Here is a 24,114-nt window from a genome sequence, read left to right on the forward strand (position 1 = left end):
TTATTTATCCCTGCCTAAGTCATTTTTCCCCGATGCTATTTCATAAATGCCCCGTCTGGTGGTTGAGTAACGATCGATACGGCTATATTAATAGCCTCTGCCTATCCATTGTGATGGTTATGAAATAAAAAAACGATCAAAGTCATAAAGTTAGCGGTTTCGTTACCGATAACGGTGATCGTCTGAGAAATAATCACATCGATGGAGTAAATATGTTCTTACATGACGTAAAAATCGGCACGAAATTATTTCTGGCGTTTGGATTCTTTATTGTCCTGATGGTGGTGAGCGCGAGTTTGTCTTTAATGAGTCTGAACCGGGCAAACAACGGGATGCAATCCATTATTACCAGTGATTATCCAACCACGGTAAAAGCGAACCAGTTAATCGATAACTTCCAGGAATTTATTAGCACTCAGCAGCTCATGCTGCTGGATGAACAGGGAACGTACACGGCGCAGTCGCAGCAGCATCTTAAAGAGATTAGTGAGCACATCACGGTGCTCCTCGGTGAGCTGAACAACGTGCTGCAGGATCAGCAATCGCAGCAGGTGCTCGCCGAGATACGCGGCGTGCGCCAGCAGTATCTGGACTCGCGCTATCGTATTTTGCAGGCGGTGCAGAATCACGATCGCGCCGGGGCGCTTCAGGAGATGATGACCAACACCCTCAAACTGCAGCAGGCCTATAAAGCCAAAGTGCAGCAGCTGATTGCGATTCAGAACACTGAGATGCAGAACGCCGGGGTGCAGGTGGAAAGTGATTTCAGGAGCAACCGTCTGCTGCTCATCCTCATCTCCCTCTTCAGCGTGGCGGCAGGCAGCCTGATTGGCTGGTTTATCGTGCGTTCCATTACCCGTCCGCTGGGCCAGGCCGTGGACTTTGCGGCGGCGATTGCGGATGGCGATCTCACCGGCAGTATCACCTCGCACGGTAAAGACGAAACCGGCCTGTTGCTGCATGCCCTGATGGAGATGAAAACGCGTCTGCTGGACATTGTGCAGCAGGTGCAGACCGGCTCGGAGAATATCTCCAGCGCCGCCGCGCAGATTGTCGCCGGGAACCAGGATCTGGCTGCGCGCACGGAAGAGCAGGCCAGCTCTGTGGAACAGACCGCCGCCTCGATGGAGCAGATCACCGCGACGGTGAAAAACACCGCTTCGCATACCGGAGAAGCGACCAACCTGTCGGCAGATGCCGCGAAGGTGGTCAAAAACAACGGTGAGATGATGAAGCAGGTGACCAGCAAAATGCGCCTGATTAACGAGACCTCGAACCGGATGTCCGACATCATCGACCTGATCGATGCCATTGCCTTCCAGACCAATATTCTGGCGCTGAACGCGGCGGTGGAAGCGGCCCGGGCGGGCGAGCACGGTCGTGGATTTGCGGTAGTGGCTGGTGAAGTGCGCCAGCTCGCGCAGAAGAGTGCTTCGTCAGCCAGTGAGATCCGTGAGCTGATTGAAAGCTCCACCAGCCAGACGCAGGACGGGATGAACCTGGTCGAGAAGGCGAGCGAGCTTATCAACGGCATGGTGGGCAACGTGGAAGAGATGGATGTGATCCTGCGTGAGATCCGCCAGGCCAGCCACGAGCAGACGGAGGGGATCTCGCAGATTAACAGCGCGATTGGCCTGATTGATGCCACCACCCAGCAAAACTCCGCGCTGGTGGAGGAGTCTGTTGCCGCGGCGGCCTCCCTCAACGAGCAGGCGATGCACCTGAAAGAGCTGGTACGCGTCTTCCGCGTGAGCGCGCACGCACCGGCTTAATCCAGCTGGGAGATCTCCAGCGCCGCGCGGTCGATCACGCCAACGATCTGCTTAAGCTGCGCGTCGCTGAGCGCTCCCTGATTCACCTTCAGATCTAACACCGCTTTGAAGTTATCCAGTGCCCGCTTCATCTGCGGGTTTTTGCGTAGCTGGAAACCGACCGCGCGGGCTTTGATACGCGCCTGAATCTGCTCAAGCTGTTCCTGGTTTTCCTCCAGCCACTGCTGTCCTGCCGCATTGATGGCAATGCGCTTACGCCCATTCTCTTCTTCCGTAATGGTGATAAACGCCTGATCCTGAAGATAATCCAGCGTCGGGTAAATCACGCCAGGACTCGGGGTGTAGTTCCCCTGGGTCAGGTTCTCAATCTCTTTGATCAGCTCGTAACCGTGGCTCGCGTTGCGGGTCAGAATATCCAGAATCACCAGCCGCAGATCGCCGTGACCAAAAAAGCGTGGTCGACGTCCGCCGCCATCATGTTCGTGTCGCATAGTGTGCCTCGTAAATTGATATATCTAAACTATATCTAAGATATATTCAGATGCAATCTAAAAGATCTTGCATTCTTGCTGATTAGCAATCATTATCATTTAAAATCAATTTAGATATATCGTATTCACCTGAGAAGGGTCTTAACATGGCAACCACCCGCTATCCACAACGCGTGCGTAACGAACTGCGTTTTCGTGAACTGACCGTGCTCCGTGTTGAGCGCGTAAGCGCTGGTTTTCAGCGCATAGTTTTAGGCGGCGAAGCGCTGGAGGGCTTTAGCTCCCGCGGTTTCGACGATCACACCAAAGTGTTTTTCCCGGCCCCGGGAACGACGTTTGTGCCACCGGTGGTCACCGACGAGGGCATTGACTGGGGCGACGGCGTGCGCCCGCAAAGCCGGGATTACACGCCGCTGTACGACGCCGCGAAGCATGAGCTGGCACTCGATTTCTTCGTGCATGACGGTGGCGTTGCCAGCCAGTGGGCGCTAGAGGCGAAAGTGGGCGACAGGCTGACGATTGGTGGCCCGCGCGGTTCGCTGGTGGTACCGGAGGATTACGCCTGGCAGCTGTATGTGTGCGATGAGTCCGGGATGCCGGCGTTGCGTCGCCGCCTGGAAGGCATCGCCAGCTTGCCGAAACGCCCGGAACTTCACGCGGTGGTCACCGTCGGGGATGAATCATACAAGGATTATCTGGCGCACCTGAGCGCGTTCAACATCACCTGGGTGATCGGCCACAGCGAGCAGGCGGTGGTTGAGCAGCTGGCGTCGCTGAACGTTCCGGCGGAAGATTACTTTATCTGGCTGACCGGGGAAGGGAAGGTAGTTAAAAACCTGAGCCGACTGTTTGAGACTGAGGTTATCGATCAGCAGCTGGTGCGTGCCAGCGCGTACTGGCACGCGAAATAATTACGCTGCTGAATCGAGCTGCGCTTCGCTCACCTGATGTTCGAGCGAGGCGCGGACCTCGTTCAGCGCCTTTTCCTGCTGAGCGAAGTACGCTTCCATATTGCTGAGCGACGACACCAGCAGCCAGGATTCTTCTTTCTCCAGTTCTGCCAGCTCGTTCACTAAGGTGTCGATCTGCTCGCGAACCTGAGCCATTTTTTTGCGGATGCGCTCCAGATCGTTCAGCCTGTCGCTGGCCATCAGCGGCTCGAAGCCCTGCTGCAGGCGCGCCACCAGAGAACGAATGGCTTTGACGTCTCCACGCTGTTTAGCCTGGTTGAGCTGCACCATCATCGCGTTGGCTTCTTCTTTCAAATCGTCCGCCACCAGATCCGGGTGACACAGCTTGCTCGCCTGCCGCCAGAGCCGTTTCAGCTCGTCCCGATCCTCCTGTGAAAGATCTTTCCCTTTACGCAGACGCACTTCGGCATCCTGATGCTGCTCGCGGTATTTCTCATACTCTTCGTTGGCCTCGTCACGCGCCTGACGCGCAGGCTCTTCCTCACGCGTTAAGCCGCTCTCCAGCTCCAGCGCCTCGGCAAGCAGGTTGGCAATCAGGTTACTTTGCTGCTGCAGATGCTTACGCGCCTCGGCTGCCTGTACGGAATCGGCAGGAAGTTCGCGCCAGCGCTGGGTGAGTGTTGCCAGCACCTCCACGGCCTGGGCCATGTAGCGCTGACAGCGGCGGTAGTCTTCCTCGCGACGACGCGCCTCAGCCTGCTGGCGGCGCAGGTTCAGCTCAGCCAGCGTTTTACGCAGGGCGAGGATCTGCTGCATCAGCGGGCCCAGGCGGGAGAAATAGAGATCGTTGAACTCATCAAGCTGCTGTACGCGCGCGTTACGGCGGTCAATCAGATCGCGCAGTCGCTCTTCCAGCGCTTTCAGTTCCAGTTTACTCGCGGCGACCTGCGGATCGCGCCATGGCGTCACGGCACGCTGGCTTTGTAGCCACGCGACGATCGCGGCGATGGCCGCAGTGTAGTTTTTCTGCTCAAGCGCCACGACGATTGCCTGTAGCTCATCGTCAAACGCTTCATTTTTCAGCCGGGTTAGCTGGCTCTGAATGATGTCGTCATCTTCCAGTTCAATGGCATTTTTAATGATTTCTAGCCGTTTGATCGGTGTGCTCATGATGCCTTTCGCTTTGGCGCTTAAGTATTTGAGTTAAGGTTAGTTGTTGGAAACGCTACAGGAAATAATACACACGGATGATGATCGGCGCGATGGGGGATTTCTTTAGATTTACGCAGTGTCACCCGCTAAATTCTGAAAATGCAGCAAAATAGACCTTAAATTAAATGTGTGTATTTACACTGTTTACTTTTTGACATAAGTTGCGCGTTTTTTGACAGGCAAGTCTGAAAACGGACTTTTAGCAAGGAGTGGCAGTGATGACAGGGAAAACGTCGATACTACAGGTGCTGGCTGGCATGGCCTTGCTGGCAGGTGCTGCGCAGGCGGCCCCCCTGTCTCCGGCCGACCGTAATACTATTCAGCAGCAACAGCAGCAGCTGCTGGATGAAAACCAGCGCCAGCGTGAAGAGCTGGAGCGCAGCGTGGTATTACCGCGTCCTGTTCAGCCCGACAGTGCTGCGACTCCGCAAGGTCCCTGTTTTGTTATCTCGCGCATTGAGCTGACGGGTACCACCCTTCTTTCTCCGTTAGCCAAAGATCGCCTGGTTGCGCCGTGGGTGAACCAGTGTCTTGATATGGCGCGTCTCAACGCCCTGACCAACGCCGTCTCTGACTGGTATATCATCCGGGGGTATATCACCAGCCGCGCATTTTTAACCGAGCAGGATCTCTCTGGTGGCGTACTGCATCTCGCGGTACTGGAAGGCAAACTCCAGCAAATCCGGCTTGAAGGGGTTCCCACCCGCACGCTGAGCATGACCTTCCCTGGCCTCGAAGGGAAAATTCTTAACCTGCGCGATATCGAACAGGGCATGGAGCAGCTTAATCGCGTGCGCCAGACGCCGGTTGAAATAGAAATTTTGCCTGGTGACAGGCAGGGCTATTCAATCGTCAATCTGACGGCTTCGCCTGAATTCCCGCTCAGCGGTTCAGTGAGTTTCGATAACAGCGGGCAAAAGAGTACCGGTACCGGACAGCTCAATGGCGCGCTGTACGGCAATAACCTGCTGGGGCTGGCGGATAAGTGGTTTATCAGCGGCGGGCGCAGCAGCGATTTTTCGAACAGCCATGATGCTCAGAATTTTGCCGCCGGGGTCAGCGTGCCTTACGGCTACGGCTTGCTGGACTACAGCTACAGCTGGAGCAACTACCTCAGCACCATCAATAATAACGGCTGGCTCTGGCGTTCGACGGGCGACACCGAAACCCACCGTCTGAATGGCTCCTGGGTCCTGTTCCGCAATGGCGATATCAAAACCGGCGTGTCGGCGGGCATCACCCACCGCATCAACCATAACTATCTCGACGATGTTCTGCTGGCTACCAGCAGCCGCAAACTTTCAAGTTTCTCCCTGGGCCTTAACCACACGCAAAAAATTGCCTCCGGCGTGGCGACCCTGAACCCGACCTTCACTCAGGGTGTGCCGTGGTTTGGCGCCGAAGATGATAACGACAAACATGGCGATGTGCCGAAAGCCGAGTTCCGCAAATGGAGCGTCAACGGCAGTTTTCAGCGCCCGGTTGCTGACGGGCTGTGGTGGTTGACCAGCGTCTATTTTCAGTGGTCGCCGGACCGGCTGTACGGCAGCGAGCGCCTGACGCTGGGGGGCGAGACCTCCGTGCGCGGCTTCAAAGAGCAGTACCTCTCCGGTGATAACGGCGGTTACTGGCGAAATGAACTCAATTATTCGCTCTTTACGCTGCCGTGGGTGGGGGATGTTGGCCTGTTGGCAGCAGTTGACGGTGGCTGGCTGAAGAAGGACGGATTTGACCGTTACGCCTCCGGCACGCTGTGGGGCGCCGCGTTTGGTCTGACGACGGCTCATCGCGGCTATTCAAGCCAGTTTACCGTTGGCACACCGATGGCGTATCCGGACTGGCTGGCACCGGATCACCTCACGATTTACTACCGCGTATCAGTGGCTTTCTAAGGGACAGGGATGATGAAACAGGATCAGGTTCGTTTTTCACAGCGCGCGCTGAGCGCGTTACTGAGCGTTCTGCTGGCGACGCAGCCGCTGTTACCCGCGGTGGCGGCATCCATCACCCCGTCCGGCAATACGCAGATGGATAAGGCGGCTAACGGCGTGCCGGTGGTGAATATCGCCACGCCGAACCAGTCCGGTATTTCCCATAACAAATACAACGACTACAACGTCGGGAAAGAGGGGCTGATCCTCAATAACGCGACCGGGCAGCTTAACCAGACTCAGCTTGGCGGGCTTATCCAGAATAACCCCAACCTGAAGGCCGGGCAGGAAGCCAAAGGCATCATCAACGAAGTCACCGGCGCTAACCGCTCAAATTTGCAGGGCTATACCGAAGTGGCCGGCAAGGCGGCGAACGTCATCGTGGCGAATCCCTACGGTATCACCTGTAACGGCTGCGGATTTATCAACACGCCGAATGTGACCCTCACCACAGGTAAACCGGTGCTTGATGCCAGCGGTAAGCTGCAATCTCTTGATGTAACCCAGGGGGCGGTCACCATCGAGGGCGCGGGCCTCAATGGCTCGCAGAGCGATGCGGTGTCGATCATCTCCCGTGCGACGGAGATCAACGCGCAACTGCATGCGAAAGATTTACGTGTCGTTGCAGGGGCGAACCGCGTAGCGGCGGATGGCAGCGTTAGTGCGTTAAAAGGTGAAGGTACAGCCCCGAAGGTCGCGGTAGACACCGGCGCGCTGGGCGGCATGTACGCAAACCGGATCCGTCTGGTCTCCAGTGAAACGGGGGTGGGCGTAAACCTGGGCAACCTTAATGCGCGACAGGGGGATATTGCGCTCAGCAGCGCGGGAAAAGTGGTGCTGAAAAATACCCTTGCCAGCGGTAGCACCACGGTCAGCGCGGCGGACGTAACGTTACGCGGGGACCATAAAGCGGGTGGCAACGTCACGGTCTCCGGCCAGACGGCGCTGACGCTTGACCAGGCTCACGTTGCCGCCGATAACAACCTTCAGTTAACAACCCGCGGCACGCTGACGCAAAACGGCGGTGCGTTCACGGCAGCAAATGACGCTACGCTTGCCGCGACCACCCTGATCCAGAGTGCAGATGCCCAGGCAAGCGCGGGTCGTCATCTTGCCGTAAATGCTGAGAAAAACGCGGCGCTTAACGGTTCTGTTGTGGCGGGTCAGCAGCTGTTGGTCAAAGGAGGCGAGCTGGTGCAGCAGGGAAATCTCAGTGCTTCCGAGATTGCCCTCAACGCGCAGACGCTGACGCAGGAGAGCCGCAGCACAACAAATGCCAGCGGGAACATCACGCTCACCACGTCTGGCCACAGCCAACTGAAAGGCAGCACAACCGCCGGGCAATCTCTCGCCGTCAGCGCGGGCAGCCTCGCGAACCATGGCGCATTAGCCGCCGTGGCGGATACCCGGATTAACACCGGTATATTCAGCAATACCGGCACCGTTCAGGGCAACAGCCTGACCGTCTCCGGGACGGATATCACCAGCTCCGGCGCGCTGAAGAGCGCCTCCACGCTGGATATCCGCGCAGACAATGCCACGCTTTCCGGTGAGACCGGTGCGAAAGGGAAAACCACCGTAACCGCGAGCGGCAATCTGAACAACAGCGGCACGCTTATCAGCGATGACACGCTCACGCTGAACGCGGCGCAGATCGACAACAGCGGTACGCTTTCCGGTGTCCGGGGGCTCACCACCTCAGCGGAGACGTTCACCGCCAGCGCAACGTCAGTGACCCACAGCGACGGGGATGTGGCGCTGAACAATACCGATACCACGCTTGCAGGTGAAACCAGTGCCGGTGGAGCCGTTACCGTGCAGGGCCGCAGCCTCAACACCACGGCCACGGCACAGACACAGGGCAACAGCGTCGGCGTGGCCGTGCAAAACGCAAAACTTGAAGGAACTCAGGCTGCCAAAGGCAACATGACGTTGAAGGCTGACAGCAGTCTCAACCATACGGGGAAATCATCAGCTTCAGGACTTAAGGTTGAAACCGGCCATCTCAGCAACGGTGGAACCCTGACGGCCTCCGCGCTTGTAATCGACAGCCCTCAGGTCATTAACGGTGGTCTGATCCACGCCGGACAAACGCTGTCGCTGGTTACCCGTCTGCTGGATAACCGCAGCAGCGGCGTGCTGTACAGCCCGGCGGCACTGTCACTTTCCCTCTCTGAACTGAACAACGCCGGTATTATCACCAGCGACGCGGCGCTTTCCCTCTCTGGTTCAAATCTGACCAACAGCGGCGAGCTGAGCGGGACTTCACTGGCAATTGATTACAAGACGCTGAAGAACAGCGCGGAGGGGATGCTGCTGGCTCAAGGGGCAAACCGCATCACGGCACAGTCGGTGTCCAGTGCGGGCAGCATGGTGGGCAACACCCTGACGCTGAATGCCGATCGCCTGGAAAGTGCCGGTCTGTTACAGGGCGATAGCGCATTATCACTGACCGCCGGAATCCTGAATTTACTGACAGGCTCCCGCACGCTGACGGGCGGAGCGCTCGGCCTTTCAGGTACCACGCTGACTACCGCAGGGCAGATCCAGGGACAGGATGTCAGTATCCGCTCCCACGACTGGACTAACCGCGGAAGTTCCCTCGCGACCGGCTCACTTGATGTTACGACCGCCGGAACACTCAGTAATACCGGCGAACTGATGAGCCAGGGCAACGGGACGCTGAATGCGGTCAATACCGTTAACAGCGGCAATATGTTGTCGGCCGGTGACCTTTCGCTTAACGGAAAGACGCTGCGCAACAGCGGTACGCTTCAGGGGAATCGCGTCACCGCGCATCAGGACACCATCACGAACAGCGGAACGCTGACCGGGATTGCCGCCCTGACGCTGGCCGCCCGCCTGGAGATGGCGGCGCCATTACTGACGCTGGTGAATGACGCGTCGGGATCGTTGCTGACCGCGGGTGAGTTGTCCGTGACAGGCGGCGATCTGCGTAACGCAGGGCAATGGCAGGGGAAACGGGTTCTTATTCATGCGCAGGCGCTTACGAACGGCGGTGCGATCCAGGCAGAAAATTTACTGGATGCGCAAATCGACAGCACCTTTACCGGGACAGCGGGCAGCAAAATCACCTCCAATGGAGAACTGGCGCTCTCAGCGCTGACGCTGGCAAACAGCGGGCAGTGGATTGCAAAACACCTCACGCTGGGGGCCAGTACCCTGAACAACAGCGGTGAGATCACCGGCGTTGTTGCGCTTTCGGTCGCCCTTACGCAGCTGAATAACCAGGCCGGAGGAAAACTGCTCAGCGCAGGCGCGCTGACGCTTGATGTGGAAAATGCAACGAACGCCGGGCAAATCCAGGGGAAAGCGACCACGGTTACCGCCGGTCAACTCATTAACAGCGGACGGCTTCAGGGAGAAGCGCTGACGCTGAATGCCTCGGGCGCGCTGAACAATACCGCCAGCGGTGTGCTGCTGAGCGAGAATGCGCTGACTGTATCGACAGCCACGCTGAACAATCAGGGCACGCTGCAGGGCGGTGGGGAATCTTCGGTGAAGGCCACCACCCGCGTACAGAACGACGGCAAAATGCTCTCCGGTGGCAAACTCACACTGACCGCACCGGAACTGGCGAACAGCAGCAGCGGGCTGGTTCAGGCGGTGAGGTTGCTGCTGGATGTGGTGAACGCGGCAAATAGTGGGCGGATACTCGCCACTGACAACGCTGAGCTACGGGGAACGACGCTGACCAACGACGGCATGCTGCAGGGTGCAGACCTGCTGGTTAATTATCAAAAACTGAGTAACAACGGTACGGCTCTCGGTACCCGTTCGCTTACGGTGAAGGGCGATGAGATTACCCATACCATCAGCGGTAAGTTGTTCAGCGCGGGTAACCTCACGCTCAACAGCGGCACGCTGAAAAACTCCGGACAGATTGTGGCGCTGGGAGACGTCACGCTTCATCTGTTAAATGCGCTTGAGTTCAGTGGAACGCTGGCCGCCAGCAACACCCTGTCTCTCACCGCTCAGGGGGATATCACCAATAATGGCACCTTACAGGGAAACAGCCTCGTTCTGAGCACGGGTGGAGTATTAACCAACAACGGCCAGTTCACTGCAGGTAAGGGTGACAGCACGTTCAGCGCGCAACGTATTGTGCTCAATGCAGCCGGTAGCTTCTCTGCAGGCGGCGACGTGGTATTTAACAGCCTGAGTGACATAACCGTAAATGGCTTTACCGGTACGGCTGGCAGCCTGACGATGAATGCTGTGGGCACCTTGCTCAATACCGCACTGATTTATGCCGCGAATAATATGCAGCTCTTTGCCGTCCGTATTCATAACGTCTACGGCGATATTCTGGCAGGGAATAGCCTGTGGATGCAGAAAAATGCGGCGGGTGCGGCGAACAGTGAAGTGGTGAATACGTCCGGGAATATAGAGACGCAGAAGGGTGATATTACGATCAATACAGCCCACTTATTAAATGAGCGGGATGGAAGTAATTCGAATACACAGATAACTGATTTGGATAACCCTTCCTGGGTTGGTGAATCATCCTTTGTCGTAAGCCTGGATGATATGGAGGAAGGAAGTTATTCAACAGTAAAAAATCGTACGGATGTCTGGGTAGGAAGCTGCATGAGTTTTCCAACCTATCCAGGTGCGTGCAGCATGGATGAGCCTTTCTTTACCACTTCTTATCGGATTAATGATTCGGGTCAAACCAAACGTTTTGCGATTAAAAGAACTGAGGTTGATGTAACCAGTACTGGCCATGCAGCGCGCATCGCATCAGCTAATAATCTCAATATCACTGCCAATTATCTCGACAATAGCGGTAGCAATATACTTGCTAATCGCGATATTAGCCTACAAGGTGAGCAGCTCAACAACCAAAGCTACCAGGCGAGTTCTGAGACTGAATATCTTGTCTACACGGCATCAACCATTAATGCCGGTGGTGTAACCTATATTCTGACTGGGCGTGAGGCCGAATCAGAAAATACCGCTAATGTTGTCAGAGCTGTAATACAGGCAGGCGGTAATGTCTCTGCCACCTTCACCAACGACATCAGCAACACTCTCGTCACCGCCAACACGGATGGCTTTAGCAATACGATTGCCGCCCCTACGCTGACCCCGCTCAGCAACCAGTCCATTATCAGCGGCGAGCAGGCGCAGTCCCTTGTCGAAGCGGATGCGCAGGACATCACCACCCCGCAATGGCGTGATGCGGTGAGTGACGCCCTGAAAGATATCTCCGGCGGTTCATCGCTCTCCGACCAAAACGGCAGCAGCGGTAACTATCCACTGCCGTCCGGCAACAACGGCTATTTTGTTCCCTCCACCGATCCCGATAGCCCGTATCTGATTACGGTGAACCCAAAGCTCGATGACCTCGGCAACATGGACGACAGCCTGTTTAATGGACTGTATGACCTGCTTGGCATAACACCCGATGCCACACCGCGTGAAACCAACAGCGCGTATACCGATCGGAACCAGTTCCTTGGCTCGGCCTATTTCCTTGACCGTCTGGGGCTGAACCCGGACCGCGACTACCGGTTCCTCGGCGACGCGGCGTTTGATACCCGTTACGTCAGCAACGCGATTCTGAACCAGACCGGCAGCCGCTATATCAACGGCATCGGCTCCGATCTCGATCAGATGCGCTACCTGATGGACAGCGCCGCAGAGCAACAAAAAACGCTGGGGCTGAAATTCGGCGTGGCGCTCACGGCTGAGCAGGTTGCTGCACTCGATAAAAGCATGCTCTGGTGGGAGTCAGCGACCATCAATGGTCAGACGGTGATGATCCCGAAAGTCTATCTGTCGCCGAAGGATGTCACCGTTCACAGCGGCAGCGTGATTAGCGGCAATAACGTCCAGCTGGCGGGCGGGAACGTCATTAACAGCGGCAGCACAATTGCGGCGCAGAATGGGCTCTCAATCGACAGCAGCAACAGCCTGAGCAACCTCAACGCCGGACTGCTGAGCGCAGGCGGCGGGCTTAACCTGAGCGCGCTGGGGGATATCAATAACATCGGATCCACCATCAGCGGCAAAACGGTAGGGCTGGAGAGCGTCGCGGGCAGCATTAACAACATCACCCGCGCACAGCAGTGGAATGTCGATGCGGGAAATGTGCATTTCAGTGGCACCGATGTCGGCAAGACGGCCTCCATCACCGCCACCGACGGGCTGACGATGCGCGCCGGACAGGATATCAACGTGACCGGCGCAAACGTGTCGGCGGGTGGCCGCCTGGGTATGGCGGCGGGGAATGATATCAACATCACCGCCAACGAGATCGCGACCAGCGAAGGACGCGCCGGGCGCAACCGCGCGACCACGGAGACGGCGTCCGTCACGCATCAGGGCAGCACCCTGAGCGCGGGCGATGACCTCACCCTGCAGGCAGGTAACGATGTGAATGCCCGTGCGGCAGCGATAGCGGCGGAAGGGGATGTGGGCATTCAGGCCGGTCGGGATGTGAACCTGCTGGCGGAAGCGTCGATGGAACGCTCCAGCAGCCAGGCGAAGAAAAAAACCGCCATTGACGAATCTATACGTCAGCAGGGTACGGAGATTGCCAGCGGGGGGAATACGGTGATCCTCGCAGGGCGCGACGTAACCGCGCAGGCGGCTGACGTGACAGCGCAGGGCGATATTGGCGTGGCGGCAGGCCGCGACGTAAATCTGACGACGGCGACGGAGAGCGATTACCGCTATCGGGAACAAACTAAAACCAGTAGCGGCTTCCTGAGCAAAAAGACCACCCACACCATCGAGGAAGACAGCGCGACACGGGAGAAAGGCTCGCTGCTGAGCGGCGATAATGTGACGGTGTCGGCGGGTAACAACCTGCGGGTGTTAGGTTCTGCGGTCGCTGGCGACGGCGATGTGGCCCTTTCCGCAGGCAACAATGTGGACATCGTGGCGGCGACCAACACCGACACGGCCTGGCGCTTTAAGGAGACCAAAAAGTCCGGCCTGATGGGCACGGGCGGCATTGGCTTCACCATCGGCAGCAGCAAGTCCACCCACGATCTTCGCGAGCAGGGTACCACCCAGAGCGAGAGCTTCAGCACCGTCGGCTCGACGGGCGGCAACGTCAGCATTGCAGCGGGCAAACAGGCGCATATCGGCGGGGCAGATATCATCGCGCAGAAGGATATCAGCCTGACCGGTGACAGCGTGGTGATTGATCCGGGGCATGACAAACGCACCCGCGATGAGAAATTTGAGCAGAAGAGCAGCGGACTGACGGTGGCGCTGTCCGGGGCGGCGGGGAGCGCGGTGAATAACGCGGTCACCACGGCCCAGAGCGCGAAGCAGAGCAGCGACTCACGTCTGGCGGCACTGCAGGGTACGCAGGCGGCGCTGTCAGGCGTACAGGCCGGACAGGCCGTGGCGCTGGACCAGGTGAAGGGCGACTCTGACAAACGCAATAACAACACCATCGGCGTCAGCGCGTCGATTGGGTCACAGTCGTCCAAATCCTCATCGCACATGGAGAGCGAAACGACCACGGGCAGCTCCCTGAGTGCAGGCAATAACGTCACGATAAAAGCCACCGGAAGCGACATCACCGTGGCGGGAAGCCAGATTAAGGCCGGGAAGGACGTGACGCTTGATGCAGCACGGGACGTCAACCTGATTGCCTCGCAGGACACGCAGCAGACAACGGGTAAAAACAGCAGCAGCGGTGGCAGCCTGGGTGTTGGAGTGGGTGTCGGTTCCGGTGGGGCGGGCATCAGCATCTCGGCGAACGCAAACAGCAGCAAGGGGCACGAGAAGGGCAACGGTGTCTGGCAGAACGAGACCACGGTGGATGCGGGTAACCGCGTGACCATCAACACCGGGCGCGACGCGACGATCGCCGGGGCGCAGGTGAGCGGCGAAACCGTGGTGGCGGATATCGGGCGCGACCTGACGATTGCCAGTACCCAGGACAGCGATCACTACAACAGCAAGCAGAACAGCGTCAGCGGCGGTGCGGGTTACACCTTTGGTGCAGGCGGTTTCTCCGGCAGCATCAATGTCAGCCGCGACAAAATGACCAGCGACTACGACTCGGTGCAGGAGCAGAGCGGGCTGTTTGCAGGCAACGGCGGGTTTGACGTGACGGTGGGCAACCATACGCAGCTCGACGGCGGGGTGATTGCCTCCACGGCGACGGCGGATAAAAACCGTCTAGATACGGGCACGCTGGGCTTTAGCGATATCCACAACCAGGCGGATTTTAAGACGGAGCATCAGGGCGCGGGTATCAGTTCGGGCGGCAGCATCGGCAAGCAGTTTGCCGGGAATATGGCGAACGCTCTGCTGGCCGGAGGCGGTAACAGCGGTCACGCGGAAGGGACAACACAGGCGGCGGTGAGCGAAGGGACGCTCATCATCCGTGATAAGGAGAACCAGAAGCAGGATGTGGCTGACCTGAGCCGCGATGCGGAGCATGCGAACGGCAGCATCAGCCCGATATTTGACAAGGAGAAGGAGCAGCAGCGCCTGCAGGAAGTGCAGTTGATTGGTGAGATTGGCTCGCAGGCGGTGGATATCGCGAACACTTATGGAGAGACAGAAGGGCTTAAGGCGGCGCGGGATGCGCTGGCGAAAGAGGGCGTGACTGAGCCGGACGCGGATGCCAGCGACGCCCTGAAAAAAGCCTATCAGGATGCGCTGCGCGGGAGCGATGCGTACAAGACCACGACGGCAAAATACGGCACGGGCAGCGACCTGCAGCGGGGTATCCAGGCGGCGACGGCAGCGCTTCAGGGGCTGGCGGGCAGCGACCTGAAGGCAGCGCTGGCGGGGGCCTCGGCACCGGAGCTGGCATACCGTATTGGTCACGGCATGGGGATCGATGACAATACGGCAGCGAAAACCATTGCGCATGCCATCCTGGGCGGTGCGGTTGCGGCGCTGCAGGGGAACAATGCAGCAGCGGGGGCTGCGGGCGCGGCGACGGGAGAGCTTGCGGCGAACGCGATAGCGGGTATGCTGTATCCGGGTAAAGCGGTCAGCGACCTGAGCGAGGAGCAGAAGCAGACGGTCAGTGCACTGGCAACGATATCGGCCGGGATGGCTGGCGGGCTTGCTGGAAACAGCACGGCGTCGGCGATGGCGGGGGGGCAGGCCGGGAAGAACTCGTCTGAGAATAATCTTCTGGGTGGTAACGAAGATACCCAGACGAAGTTTGTGCAGGAGCATGGCAAGAATATAGCATCCTGTAGCACTGATCCCGGTTCAGCATCCTGTCAAAAAGGCCTGGCGATGAATGATGCGCTGATGGTGGCACTTCCGGCAGGTCTTGGCGGTGGAGTACTGGCAGCAGCAACGCCGGAAATAGCGGCAGCGGCTCAGGCTGCAATACAGGCCTGCGCTGGAAATGTTGTGCTGTGTCTGAACAGCGCCGGAATACAGGTATCAGAAGCTATCGTACCGGGTGGTGTTGGTGCTGGCGGTGCGGTAGGCATCGGTAAGTCGGTAGCGGAGGCGACGGCGGCGAAAGCCGAAGCGTTAGCGGCTAATGCAGCGAAAAATCTCTCATCAGATATTGGAAAAATTAATGCCGGTAAGTTTGGTCAGCTTGAATTAAATTCGCTTTCTAAAACTGGAGCTAATATTGACTCAGCAGCTAAGTCTGGCAATTTCACCGTTGCAGGCAGGGCATTACAAAAACACGGTAGCCGCGAAGGAAGTGCTTATCCTGCTGCTAAAGGCACTCCTGCTCAAATGAATGAGCAGGGGCAGAAAATATTAGATGAGATAGTTAAAGCGCCAGGAGCTTCTGTAAAAGAAGGAAATCGTTTTGGAGGGTTTGATGTCATCGCCCCTGATGGGCGTGGCGCCAGATTCGACCCTCAAGGTAACTTCCGTGGATTTTTGGAGCCTTAATTATGAATAGTAAAGATCGTTTAAAAATAGTAATTGCGAGTGATGTCGATTATGAGAATCTAATAGCTGAGATTTATCTGAATGACGAGTTTATTGCTCTTTTACAACAAGAAAATGGTGTGGATGATCTAAAGGTTGAATTTGCATCTAATATTAATTCAGTAAACTTTGACTGGCTTCAGAATGCGTTAAATGAGGCTAAGAGAAAATTGTTAAATCAGTAAAAGAAGATCCCGCCTTTAGTAGCGGGATCTTCTTTTTACCCGTCAGCCCTTAACCGGCTCGATCACCAGTCGTTCCTGCTCCACGCTGACCGTGACCGGCGTGTCGGTGCTGAACCCTGTCTCTTCCAACTAATGAGGCTTAAGATAAATTGCTGGAATAACAGGTGGTAATGCAAGAGTATGCTCTTTAACATCAAAGGGTAAATGAAAAACAAGGAGAATGTCTGTGCTTTTACGACTGAGGATTGCTTTAGCCATTACTGATAGTGGGTACTAAACCCAAAATGGTTCGCCTGAACACTAAAAATAAGGATATTAAACTTTATGAAAAAACTGTTGATTACATTGTTTATATTTATGACCGTTGGATGCTCATCACCAGGAAAGCCTGGTCTGTTTTACGAGTGGATACAATATAAAACAGGGGTGGAAGTTGAAGTTGTCAGTATGCCAAAATGGAAAGGAGGTGTAGATGCCATCCTGCGTTTGCAAGATGAGGGTAAATATGCATCGATGGTTATTTATAATGGTGGAAACGTCGAAAGCCACTTTGGTTACGTGACAAAAGACAATGTTCAGACATGGATTGATTTGTATGAGGGCTTTTTGACGTGGGAGCCAAAAGATGTAACGCAGAAAGTAAAGTTTACTATTGAAGATAATGTTTCATTATTTGGTAAAAATATATATGAAGTTGAGTATAGTGTAAAAAATAGTCGGAAATTATTCTTAATGAATCATTATAATGCTCACTATTTTATTTTTGATTACACGAATCAAGCTGTCGATGAAGAGAATGTTAAAAGGTTGTTGGATATTTATCTCGGCTTAAGAAATACTTTGAAATAATATCCCACATTCACAGGCCGCAAAAATGACTCTTTATTGAGAATAATTCTCTAAAGAGCGTGATGTGTGCGGAAACCCCTTGGGATTGTCGTGATAACCCGCTGATTGAAGGTGGAGGATCCAGAGGTGCTTACAATCCTACTGGTAGAAATGGTAATCCCATGAATACCAAAGGTTCTAACTCGCCAGCAGCAATTGGAGAGCGAAAATATTCAGCTCATACAGTTGATCGTATGCAAGGGCGCGGTGTTCCGCCTTCAGCAGTAGAAAATACTATTAAGACAGGGAATACTTATTCAACAAAGTCTGGAACTATGGGGTACTACGATGCAACAAACAATCTGCGGGTAATTATTAACTCTAATACAGGCGATGTTGTAACAGTAATTCCAGGAGCACCGACAAAATGAATGATCGCTTTTTATATGACCAAGTTAAGGCTGTTTTATTACATGAGTGGGATCCTTTAGGTATCAGCGACCTCATTGAGGCCGATGATGAATATGATGCATATGTGCAGTCTATCTGTGATATGTTATATGTGGGAAAAGAAATCGAAGACATTTTTCACTATCTACATTGGGTTGCTTCTGATTATATGTGCCTGAATGGAAATAGTGATTTAGAGCGTAGAGTTGTCGAAAAGTTATTTTATTTGCCAAAAGTACACTAAAAAATGAAAGCTCCCGAATGTCGAGGTGGGAGCTTTATCAGTAGTTACGTTTACATACAATGCCCGCTGCTGGCGAGTTGCTAACAATCATTCATGTCGATACTTGGGTTTACATTAAATGGATATAGAAATTAATAGCCCTATAAATATTACTCTTGACGTAATGGAGCTTGACGGGAATATTCCCTCCATGAAGTTTAGTGTAACTATTCGGGTAAGGAAATTTTGCTATAGCTGCGAGGTAAACTCTCAGTTCTGGATATAATGTCAGGAGTTTGACAGGTTTATCGATAATATGAAAAGGGGTGATGTAGCAATACTTAAAGATATGAACCATTTTTTTGAGTTGCGGGTATTTTCTTCTCAAGGCTGGCTAGAATGGTCATGCGCCAAAGAGGATTTGGAGGGAAATGTTACATCCTTCCAGGGAAAGGAAAAACTAACTGAAGAATCAACGCGCACTATATATGAAGCATTTAGCGACTATCCTAAATGGTGGTAACCAGGAAGCTCCCGGCCTGTATGTCGGGATCTTCTTTTTTAAACTATTAGGCTTTACTCGAAATTCCCGTATCTGCTCTGGATCACTCACAGATTGCCGAAATTTAACGGCAGTGGATATTGCAGTTTGCAGGGGAACGCCGAATTAGGCCTGAACTAAGTACGAAAGAGCGGTAAGCGTAAGCAAGTAGAAGGATATTCTCCTTCATTATTTTATCTCAAGAAAAGAAAATGAAAGTAACAACATTCACAGTAACTACTTTACTATTCGTTGTAACGCTAACGGGTTGTGCCAGCAAAATAAAGCCTGAAACAGTAACCTCTTCCAATGGTAGTTCAATTGAGATTATGACTGTGTCAGCACAGGCAGATCTTAACAATAATCGTATCGCAGATAATTCACTACGCGTAGTTACTCCGACTCATAACGCTGTAGGAAAAGGGTTGGCCGTTTTGTCTGTGTTGACCGGAAATATAAAACCCAGCAGTTTTGATAAAGAAAATTATAAAGGGGAAGTCATCGAGTCGATCAAAAATCCTACTGATACCTACCTCACTCAAGGTGCAAAGAAAAGTATCAGTAAGTGGATGGACTCCCAATCCAGCGGTTATGTTTATAAAGAACAACTCAATATTGGACATGCTACCTGGGCATTGATTTTTAAAGATGCCACAGCAACCACTCCCGTTTATCAGTTGAAATATAAGGTGCTTTTCTATAAGAAACCTGAGGGTGGGAATATGTTTTCCGCGTATACTGTAGCTGAATGTTCCCCCGTTCCTGTGGAAGCAAATCTGTCAGAATGGGAACGTGATAATTATAAGAAGGTGACGATTGAAACCCAAAAATATATGGATGCGTGTATCATGGAATTAAATAATCATCTCCCGCGCTTGCTGAAGAAATAGCATTTGTATAAAAACAGTCCCGGTTTTAAAACCGGGATGTTATCTGTATGAAAATTAGCTTTTGATAAAAATAATTATGGGAATGGCGAAGTAGCTTCGGAAAATATTTTTGAACAATATCATTGAATGATCCCTACCTCCGTGCTGGAAATCCTATATCAATTGTTACATTTACTCTCATTACACGTTGCCGGGCTTGTTAGCAGTTGTCATTCTGATTACCCCGCCCCCTATGCCCGGTTTACCATAAAATTCCTAAAATGTGTAATTTGCCAGCGACATCACTTTATCCTGCTCTGGATTGTTCATCTTCCATGTTAAAATACGTAGCAAACAACATTGTTAAAGGACAAACGATGAAAATGAAGCTTTCCCTGTTTTGCGCAAATACAGGTTTAAGTAAAAAGGACTTCCCCTTATGGTCAGATGTTTACGATGCGCTTCATCAGCTCAGGACGAATACGGGAAGCGTTAATATTGTAGATGTTGATAATCAAAAAACGCTCAGCATCCATTCGGATGGTATGCATTTCCTGCTCTCATTAATTGAGGGTAAGGATGATAAAACAAAAATACAAAGCATCCAAACTGCTTGTTTTGGAAGGAAAGAAAGTTCTGTTCCGCCTGTTTTTCTGAGTCATTCTCATGGCCTGACAAGTGATTTCGAGTTTGTGACTGAGGTTTCCAGAACCTTTTTCATCACAGGACAGGTTTAGCGTTTTGCTGCATTAAAACAACCTGTTATATCCGGCATTTAAATTCCAAACCCATTTATTTAAATCATTATGCCTAATGAAAAGTAGGTTGTGGTCGTGTATTTCGTATTTTTTCTGAATTATTCTCAAACCAGACAAACCTTGTCCTGATTCAACACGTGGTAGGCTATGGTGTATAGCGTGTAATGGAGCCGTTAATGCCTCAGGAAAGAATAAACACCAATGACAAAAATACTGCTTGTGGATGACCATCCGGCAATCTGCTTTGCGCTCAAGGTGCTGCTGGAAAAAAATCCGGATTTTATCGTGACGACATCCTCCGGCGAGAACCTGCTGGCGCTGCTGCATCGGGAACAGCCGTCGCTGCTGATCCTCGATCTGGAACTCAAAAACGCTGACGGGCTGGATCTTCTCCCGCGTATCAAGCACCACTTCCCTGCGCTCAGGGTGCTGGTTTATACCAACCAGCCTGCGGGGATCTACGCACTGCGCACGCTGAAGGCCGGGGCGAGCGGGTTTATCAATAAAAGCCTGGCGCTGGAGCGCGTCGAGCCGGTTTGCCAGCTGCTGCTGGACGGCTATCACTGTTTCCCGGAAGAGACGTTCACGAAAATCGTCGAGGCTACTGAAATACAACATGATACCCGGGCGCTGCTGGCGAGTTTCTCCGATCGTGAAATCGCGGTGCTGAACTATCTGAAGCAGGGCAAAAGCAACAAGGAGATTGCCGACCGGCTGGCGCTCAGCAACAAAACCATCAGCACCTATAAGGCGCGAATGATGAAAAAAAGCGGCTTTGCGCATTTTGAACAACTTTTAGATCTTATTGACACTTCAGAGCCAGAGACGTGAGAGCCGTTACCTTTATCCTGTTTTTTTGTATTGCCTTTACCGTGTGCGCCGCGCAACCGGGGGAATCCCTTCGCCTGCTGGCGCGTAGCCATGAAAAGGTGATCGAGCCGGGACTCAGCGGTAGCGAATGGCGCTGGGTGCGCGAACACCGCAAAATCCGTCTGGCGGTCTGGGAGCCGATGATGCCCCCTTACGACATCACCACCGGGCTGAATGATTACGGTGGTATCAATGCGGATTTCACCGGGCTGGTGGCAGAAAACCTTGGCGTGGAGATCGAGGTGGTGCGTTATCCCACCTATGACGATGCCTTGTCAGCATTGCGGGCAGGCAAGGCGGATTTTATGCCTCAGGCAGGGGATAGCCAGCAACAACAGGGGCTGATGCTGAGTGTGCCCTACAGCGACAACATCCCGGTTGAAGTGGTGAATACCGATGCCTCGCCCGATGAGCCGGTGAAAAGGATCGCCGTTTCGCCTGTCTACAGCAGCAGTGACGTGCTGGCCCGTTATCCGGGGGCTGACATTGTGAATTTCTCCTCCACGCGGCATGCGCTGGAGGCGCTGGCGTTTCGCGAAATCGATCTGTTCTTCAGCGATGCGATCACCGCGCGCTATCTGGCGAGTCAGTCCAATTTAAGCAATCTCAGTATTCGTCCGGTGGCGGACACGTTCGAGGCGTCGGGATTCTCGTTCGCCGCGATGCCAAAGATGGCGGTCTGGATCGCGATCCTCAACAAGATGCTGACGGCGCTGCCGGAGAACGCGGGCGTGGAGATCCACCGTCGCTGGAGCGGGGGGATCCCGCTCTCCCTGAGCGAAGAGCCACCGCGTTACACCTCGCTCGAACATAAATGGATCAAAGAACATTCCCGGATCCGCGTCGCGGTGGCGCAGGATAACGCCCCCATTGCCTTTTTCAACGAGCGCGGGCAGCTGCGCGGCATCCTGGCGGATCTGCTGACCGCGCTTCGCCTGCGTACCGGGTTTACCTTTGAAATCCGCCGTTATCCCAGCCAGGCCGCCGCCTTCAGGGCCATTAATCGCGGAGAGGCCGAGTTGATTGCAGGCGTCACGCAGGAGGGGATCTGGCAGGCGGATCTCCTCACCACCCGAACCTGGTTGTATAACTCCTGGGTTATGGTTGGACGTGCGCTCCCGGGGAAGGAGGCGCTTCAGCCCCGTGTGGTGAGCCTGCGCGGTGAAGCGCCTGATGACTGGCTTGGCCGACAAAACAGCGGCCAGACGGCGAAGGTCGATACCTGGTGGCAGGGTTTTAACAGCGTGGTGAAGGATAAAAACGACATGATGGTGGTGCCGCTGATCATTGCCAACGCCCAGCTCACCCGCAAAGAATTTGCCTCACTGAAAATTCTTGCGAGCATCGATGCCGAACCGTTGCGCTTTGCCTTTGGCGCATCGCGGCAGGCCTGGCCTCTGATCACCATTCTGAATAAAGCGCTGATCAACATCCCGCCGGAAGATCTCCACGCTCTGACGCGCGGCAGCAATACGGGCAATGCGTTTGCCTCTGTGTCGACGTCGGCGCTGTCGATAACGTGGTTGGTGACGTTCACCGCCGCCGGTCTGGCCTTGCTGGCGCTGGTGGCAGGATGGATCTACCGTCGGCGGCGCATCCAACAGGCGCGCATCCGCAAGCTCATTCAGACGCTGCGTGCGGCGAAACAGCGCGCAGAGCGAGCCCGTCGGGGAAAAAGCGCCTTTCTGGCGACCATGAGCCATGAAATTCGCACGCCCGTCAGCGCCATTATCGGCATGCTGGAGCTGGTGATGAAACGTCCCGACCATGCCCCGCACAACCCGCAGTCGATACGGGTCGCCTGGGACGCGGCGCAATCGCTGTTGCTGCTTATCGGGAATATCCTGGATGTGGAGCGTATTGCGTCCGGCCGTCTGGTGCTCCGCCCGGAGCGCGCCTCGCTTCGAAACCTGATTGAAGGAACGGTGTCGCAGTTTGAGGGGCTGGCGGCGCAGAAATCATTGAAGCTGCTGCTGGAAATGGATACCGCCCTGAAAGGGGACGTATTGATCGATGTGATGCGTTTTCGTCAGATCGTCACCAACCTGCTGGGTAACGCCATTAAATTCACCGACCACGGTCAGGTGATGCTGCGGGCGCAGCCGCAATGGCAGAACGGCGAGTTTATGCTGCTGGAGCTGACAATAGCAGACACCGGCGAGGGGATTGATGCTGCGACGCAACAGCGTCTGTTCCAGCCTTTTAGTCAGGGTGAGAGCCGTACCCGGGCACAGGGCAGCGGGCTGGGGCTCTATATTTGCCGCCAGCTCGCGGACATGATGGACGGGGATCTTACACTGAATAGCGTGCCGGGTGAGGGGACAACGGTCACGGTGACGCTCAGGCTGCCCGTCATGGCCGCACTGCCAGAGAAAGAGATTAAAGCTTGTGTGCCACCCGGCAAACGCGCAGCCTTGACCATCATGGTGGTAGACGATAATCCGGTCGGGCGGATGCTACTTACCCAGCAGCTTGAGTGGCTGGGGCATGCGGTCACCCAGCACGACAGCCCGGCAAAGCTGCTTGAGAGCCTGGCAATCCGACAGCCGGACGCGGTGATCACCGACTGCAACATGCCCGAGATGAGTGGCTATGCCCTGTCGCGCATCATCAATGAACATTACCCCAGTGTCACGGTGTTTGGCATGACGGCGGACGCGCGTGAATCCGTGCGGGATGAGGCGCGGGAAGCAGGCATGCGCGACTGTATCTTCAAGCCGGTCACGCTGGTTGCGCTGGAAAATCTGCTTGCCCCTCTGGCCCCCTCCGGTAAATCGCCGGTTGCTTCGCCATATTCCATCACGCTCCCCCCAGCACTGCTGGACGGTGAGCATCTGGCAACGTTTCTGGATTTGCAGATAACCGTGCTGGAGGAGACGCTGGGCGATATTGCGCTGTGGCGAAAGGACCCCGGTACACCCTTGAAGGACGCGCTGCACCGACTGCGGGGCGGTATTCAACTGCTCGGTATGACGGCGCTTGAGGCGCGCTGTCTGGAGCAGGAGCAGGCTGCCGACAGCGGCGGCATCTGTCAGCTTGAGGAGGAGATTCAGGCATTAAGGGCTGCATTACAGCGCTGGCGCGAGACGGGACTACAACCGGGCGAGACCGTCCTACAGCAGAATGAGGACGGGCGTACAGCGTAAGCTTCCCGTCCGCCG

Annotated in this window: 15 protein-coding genes; 12 read left to right on the forward strand and 3 right to left on the reverse strand. The window is 54.7% G+C overall.

Annotated elements, in window-relative coordinates; all coding sequences use genetic code 11:
- Window positions 1-212 precede the first annotated feature (212 nt).
- Complete coding sequence (locus tag ACOTZF_RS13650) at window positions 213-1,772, forward strand: methyl-accepting chemotaxis protein (protein ID WP_058651393.1); 1,560 nt, start codon at window positions 213-215, stop codon at window positions 1,770-1,772.
- On the opposite strand, the gene ACOTZF_RS13655 is transcribed toward ACOTZF_RS13650, so the two are convergent.
- Window positions 1,769-2,263 carry a PadR family transcriptional regulator gene (locus ACOTZF_RS13655; protein ID WP_013098824.1) on the reverse strand — a complete coding sequence of 165 codons (495 nt, stop codon included), beginning with the start codon at window positions 2,261-2,263 and terminating at the stop codon, window positions 1,769-1,771. The genes ACOTZF_RS13650 and ACOTZF_RS13655 overlap by 4 nt on opposite strands.
- Before the next feature lie 146 nt (window positions 2,264-2,409).
- Between ACOTZF_RS13655 and ACOTZF_RS13660 the strand changes: the two genes are divergently transcribed.
- Window positions 2,410-3,174, forward strand: a complete 765-nt coding sequence (locus ACOTZF_RS13660; protein WP_129251575.1) for a siderophore-interacting protein — start codon at window positions 2,410-2,412, stop codon at window positions 3,172-3,174.
- Here the strand turns inward: ACOTZF_RS13660 and ACOTZF_RS13665 are convergent, their stop codons facing one another.
- Complete coding sequence (locus ACOTZF_RS13665; RefSeq protein WP_013098822.1) at window positions 3,175-4,344, reverse strand: DNA repair ATPase; 1,170 nt, start codon at window positions 4,342-4,344, stop codon at window positions 3,175-3,177.
- Between the two features lie 260 nt (window positions 4,345-4,604).
- Between ACOTZF_RS13665 and ACOTZF_RS13670 the strand changes: the two genes are divergently transcribed.
- The 3 genes from ACOTZF_RS13670 to ACOTZF_RS13680 are packed head-to-tail and all read left to right on the forward strand — an operon-like array spanning window position 4,605 to window position 16,414.
- Window positions 4,605-6,278: a ShlB/FhaC/HecB family hemolysin secretion/activation protein gene (locus ACOTZF_RS13670; protein ID WP_129251581.1), complete on the forward strand. Its 1,674-nt coding sequence runs from the start codon at window positions 4,605-4,607 to the stop codon at window positions 6,276-6,278.
- A gap of 9 nt (window positions 6,279-6,287) precedes the next feature.
- Window positions 6,288-16,190: a hemagglutinin repeat-containing protein gene (locus ACOTZF_RS13675; protein WP_230210019.1), complete on the forward strand. Its 9,903-nt coding sequence runs from the start codon at window positions 6,288-6,290 to the stop codon at window positions 16,188-16,190.
- 2 nt (window positions 16,191-16,192) lie between these two features.
- A complete protein-coding gene (locus ACOTZF_RS13680) occupies window positions 16,193-16,414 on the forward strand; it encodes a hypothetical protein (protein ID WP_023619976.1) in 222 nt (73 codons plus the stop codon).
- A gap of 42 nt (window positions 16,415-16,456) precedes the next feature.
- On the opposite strand, the gene ACOTZF_RS13685 is transcribed toward ACOTZF_RS13680, so the two are convergent.
- Complete coding sequence (locus tag ACOTZF_RS13685) at window positions 16,457-16,543, reverse strand: SymE family type I addiction module toxin (protein WP_072052086.1); 87 nt, start codon at window positions 16,541-16,543, stop codon at window positions 16,457-16,459.
- A gap of 195 nt (window positions 16,544-16,738) precedes the next feature.
- Here ACOTZF_RS13685 and ACOTZF_RS13690 point away from each other — a divergent pair, with 195 nt between their 5' ends.
- The 7 genes from ACOTZF_RS13690 (at window position 16,739) to ACOTZF_RS13720 (ending at window position 24,099) form a co-directional block, all read left to right on the forward strand.
- On the forward strand, window positions 16,739-17,263 hold the full coding sequence (locus ACOTZF_RS13690) for a hypothetical protein (protein ID WP_129251573.1): 525 nt from the start codon (window positions 16,739-16,741) through the stop codon (window positions 17,261-17,263).
- A gap of 161 nt (window positions 17,264-17,424) precedes the next feature.
- On the forward strand, window positions 17,425-17,673 hold the full coding sequence (locus ACOTZF_RS13695; RefSeq protein ID WP_072052087.1) for a DUF4258 domain-containing protein: 249 nt from the start codon (window positions 17,425-17,427) through the stop codon (window positions 17,671-17,673).
- Window positions 17,670-17,936 carry a hypothetical protein gene (locus tag ACOTZF_RS13700; protein ID WP_421636101.1) on the forward strand — a complete coding sequence of 89 codons (267 nt, stop codon included), beginning with the start codon at window positions 17,670-17,672 and terminating at the stop codon, window positions 17,934-17,936. The genes ACOTZF_RS13695 and ACOTZF_RS13700 overlap by 4 nt, the downstream gene beginning before the upstream one ends.
- A gap of 732 nt (window positions 17,937-18,668) precedes the next feature.
- A complete protein-coding gene (locus ACOTZF_RS13705) occupies window positions 18,669-19,346 on the forward strand; it encodes a hypothetical protein (protein WP_129251571.1) in 678 nt (225 codons plus the stop codon).
- Between the two features lie 356 nt (window positions 19,347-19,702).
- A complete protein-coding gene (locus ACOTZF_RS13710) occupies window positions 19,703-20,062 on the forward strand; it encodes a DUF6911 family protein (protein ID WP_223232826.1) in 360 nt (119 codons plus the stop codon).
- Window positions 20,063-20,284: 222 nt separating this feature from the next.
- A complete protein-coding gene (locus ACOTZF_RS13715) occupies window positions 20,285-20,914 on the forward strand; it encodes a response regulator transcription factor (RefSeq protein WP_095427885.1) in 630 nt (209 codons plus the stop codon).
- Window positions 20,911-24,099, forward strand: a complete 3,189-nt coding sequence (locus ACOTZF_RS13720) for an ATP-binding protein (protein WP_129251570.1) — start codon at window positions 20,911-20,913, stop codon at window positions 24,097-24,099. The genes ACOTZF_RS13715 and ACOTZF_RS13720 overlap by 4 nt, the downstream gene beginning before the upstream one ends.
- The last annotated feature ends 15 nt before the right edge of the window (window positions 24,100-24,114 follow it).

It is taken from the genome of Enterobacter cloacae complex sp. SHL021, assembly GCF_049237765.1.
Taxonomy (GTDB): Bacteria; Pseudomonadota; Gammaproteobacteria; order Enterobacterales; family Enterobacteriaceae; genus Enterobacter; species Enterobacter cloacae.

What these genes read in the sequence shown, in the direction of transcription:
- ACOTZF_RS13705 (WP_129251571.1), top strand. Translation starts at nt 18,669, where the DNA reads ATGAAAGTAACAACATTCACAGTAACTACTTTACTATTCGTTGTAACG.
- ACOTZF_RS13710 (WP_223232826.1), top strand. Translation starts at nt 19,703, where the DNA reads ATGAAAATGAAGCTTTCCCTGTTTTGCGCAAATACAGGTTTAAGTAAA.
- ACOTZF_RS13665 (WP_013098822.1), bottom strand. Translation starts at nt 4,344, where the DNA reads ATGAGCACACCGATCAAACGGCTAGAAATCATTAAAAATGCCATTGAA.
- ACOTZF_RS13660 (WP_129251575.1), top strand. Translation starts at nt 2,410, where the DNA reads ATGGCAACCACCCGCTATCCACAACGCGTGCGTAACGAACTGCGTTTT.
- ACOTZF_RS13650 (WP_058651393.1), top strand. Translation starts at nt 213, where the DNA reads ATGTTCTTACATGACGTAAAAATCGGCACGAAATTATTTCTGGCGTTT.
- ACOTZF_RS13675 (WP_230210019.1), top strand. Translation starts at nt 6,288, where the DNA reads ATGATGAAACAGGATCAGGTTCGTTTTTCACAGCGCGCGCTGAGCGCG.
- ACOTZF_RS13655 (WP_013098824.1), bottom strand. Translation starts at nt 2,263, where the DNA reads ATGCGACACGAACATGATGGCGGCGGACGTCGACCACGCTTTTTTGGT.
- ACOTZF_RS13715 (WP_095427885.1), top strand. Translation starts at nt 20,285, where the DNA reads ATGACAAAAATACTGCTTGTGGATGACCATCCGGCAATCTGCTTTGCG.
- ACOTZF_RS13695 (WP_072052087.1), top strand. Translation starts at nt 17,425, where the DNA reads ATGAATACCAAAGGTTCTAACTCGCCAGCAGCAATTGGAGAGCGAAAA.
- ACOTZF_RS13670 (WP_129251581.1), top strand. Translation starts at nt 4,605, where the DNA reads ATGACAGGGAAAACGTCGATACTACAGGTGCTGGCTGGCATGGCCTTG.
- ACOTZF_RS13690 (WP_129251573.1), top strand. Translation starts at nt 16,739, where the DNA reads ATGAAAAAACTGTTGATTACATTGTTTATATTTATGACCGTTGGATGC.
- ACOTZF_RS13680 (WP_023619976.1), top strand. Translation starts at nt 16,193, where the DNA reads ATGAATAGTAAAGATCGTTTAAAAATAGTAATTGCGAGTGATGTCGAT.
- ACOTZF_RS13700 (WP_421636101.1), top strand. Translation starts at nt 17,670, where the DNA reads ATGAATGATCGCTTTTTATATGACCAAGTTAAGGCTGTTTTATTACAT.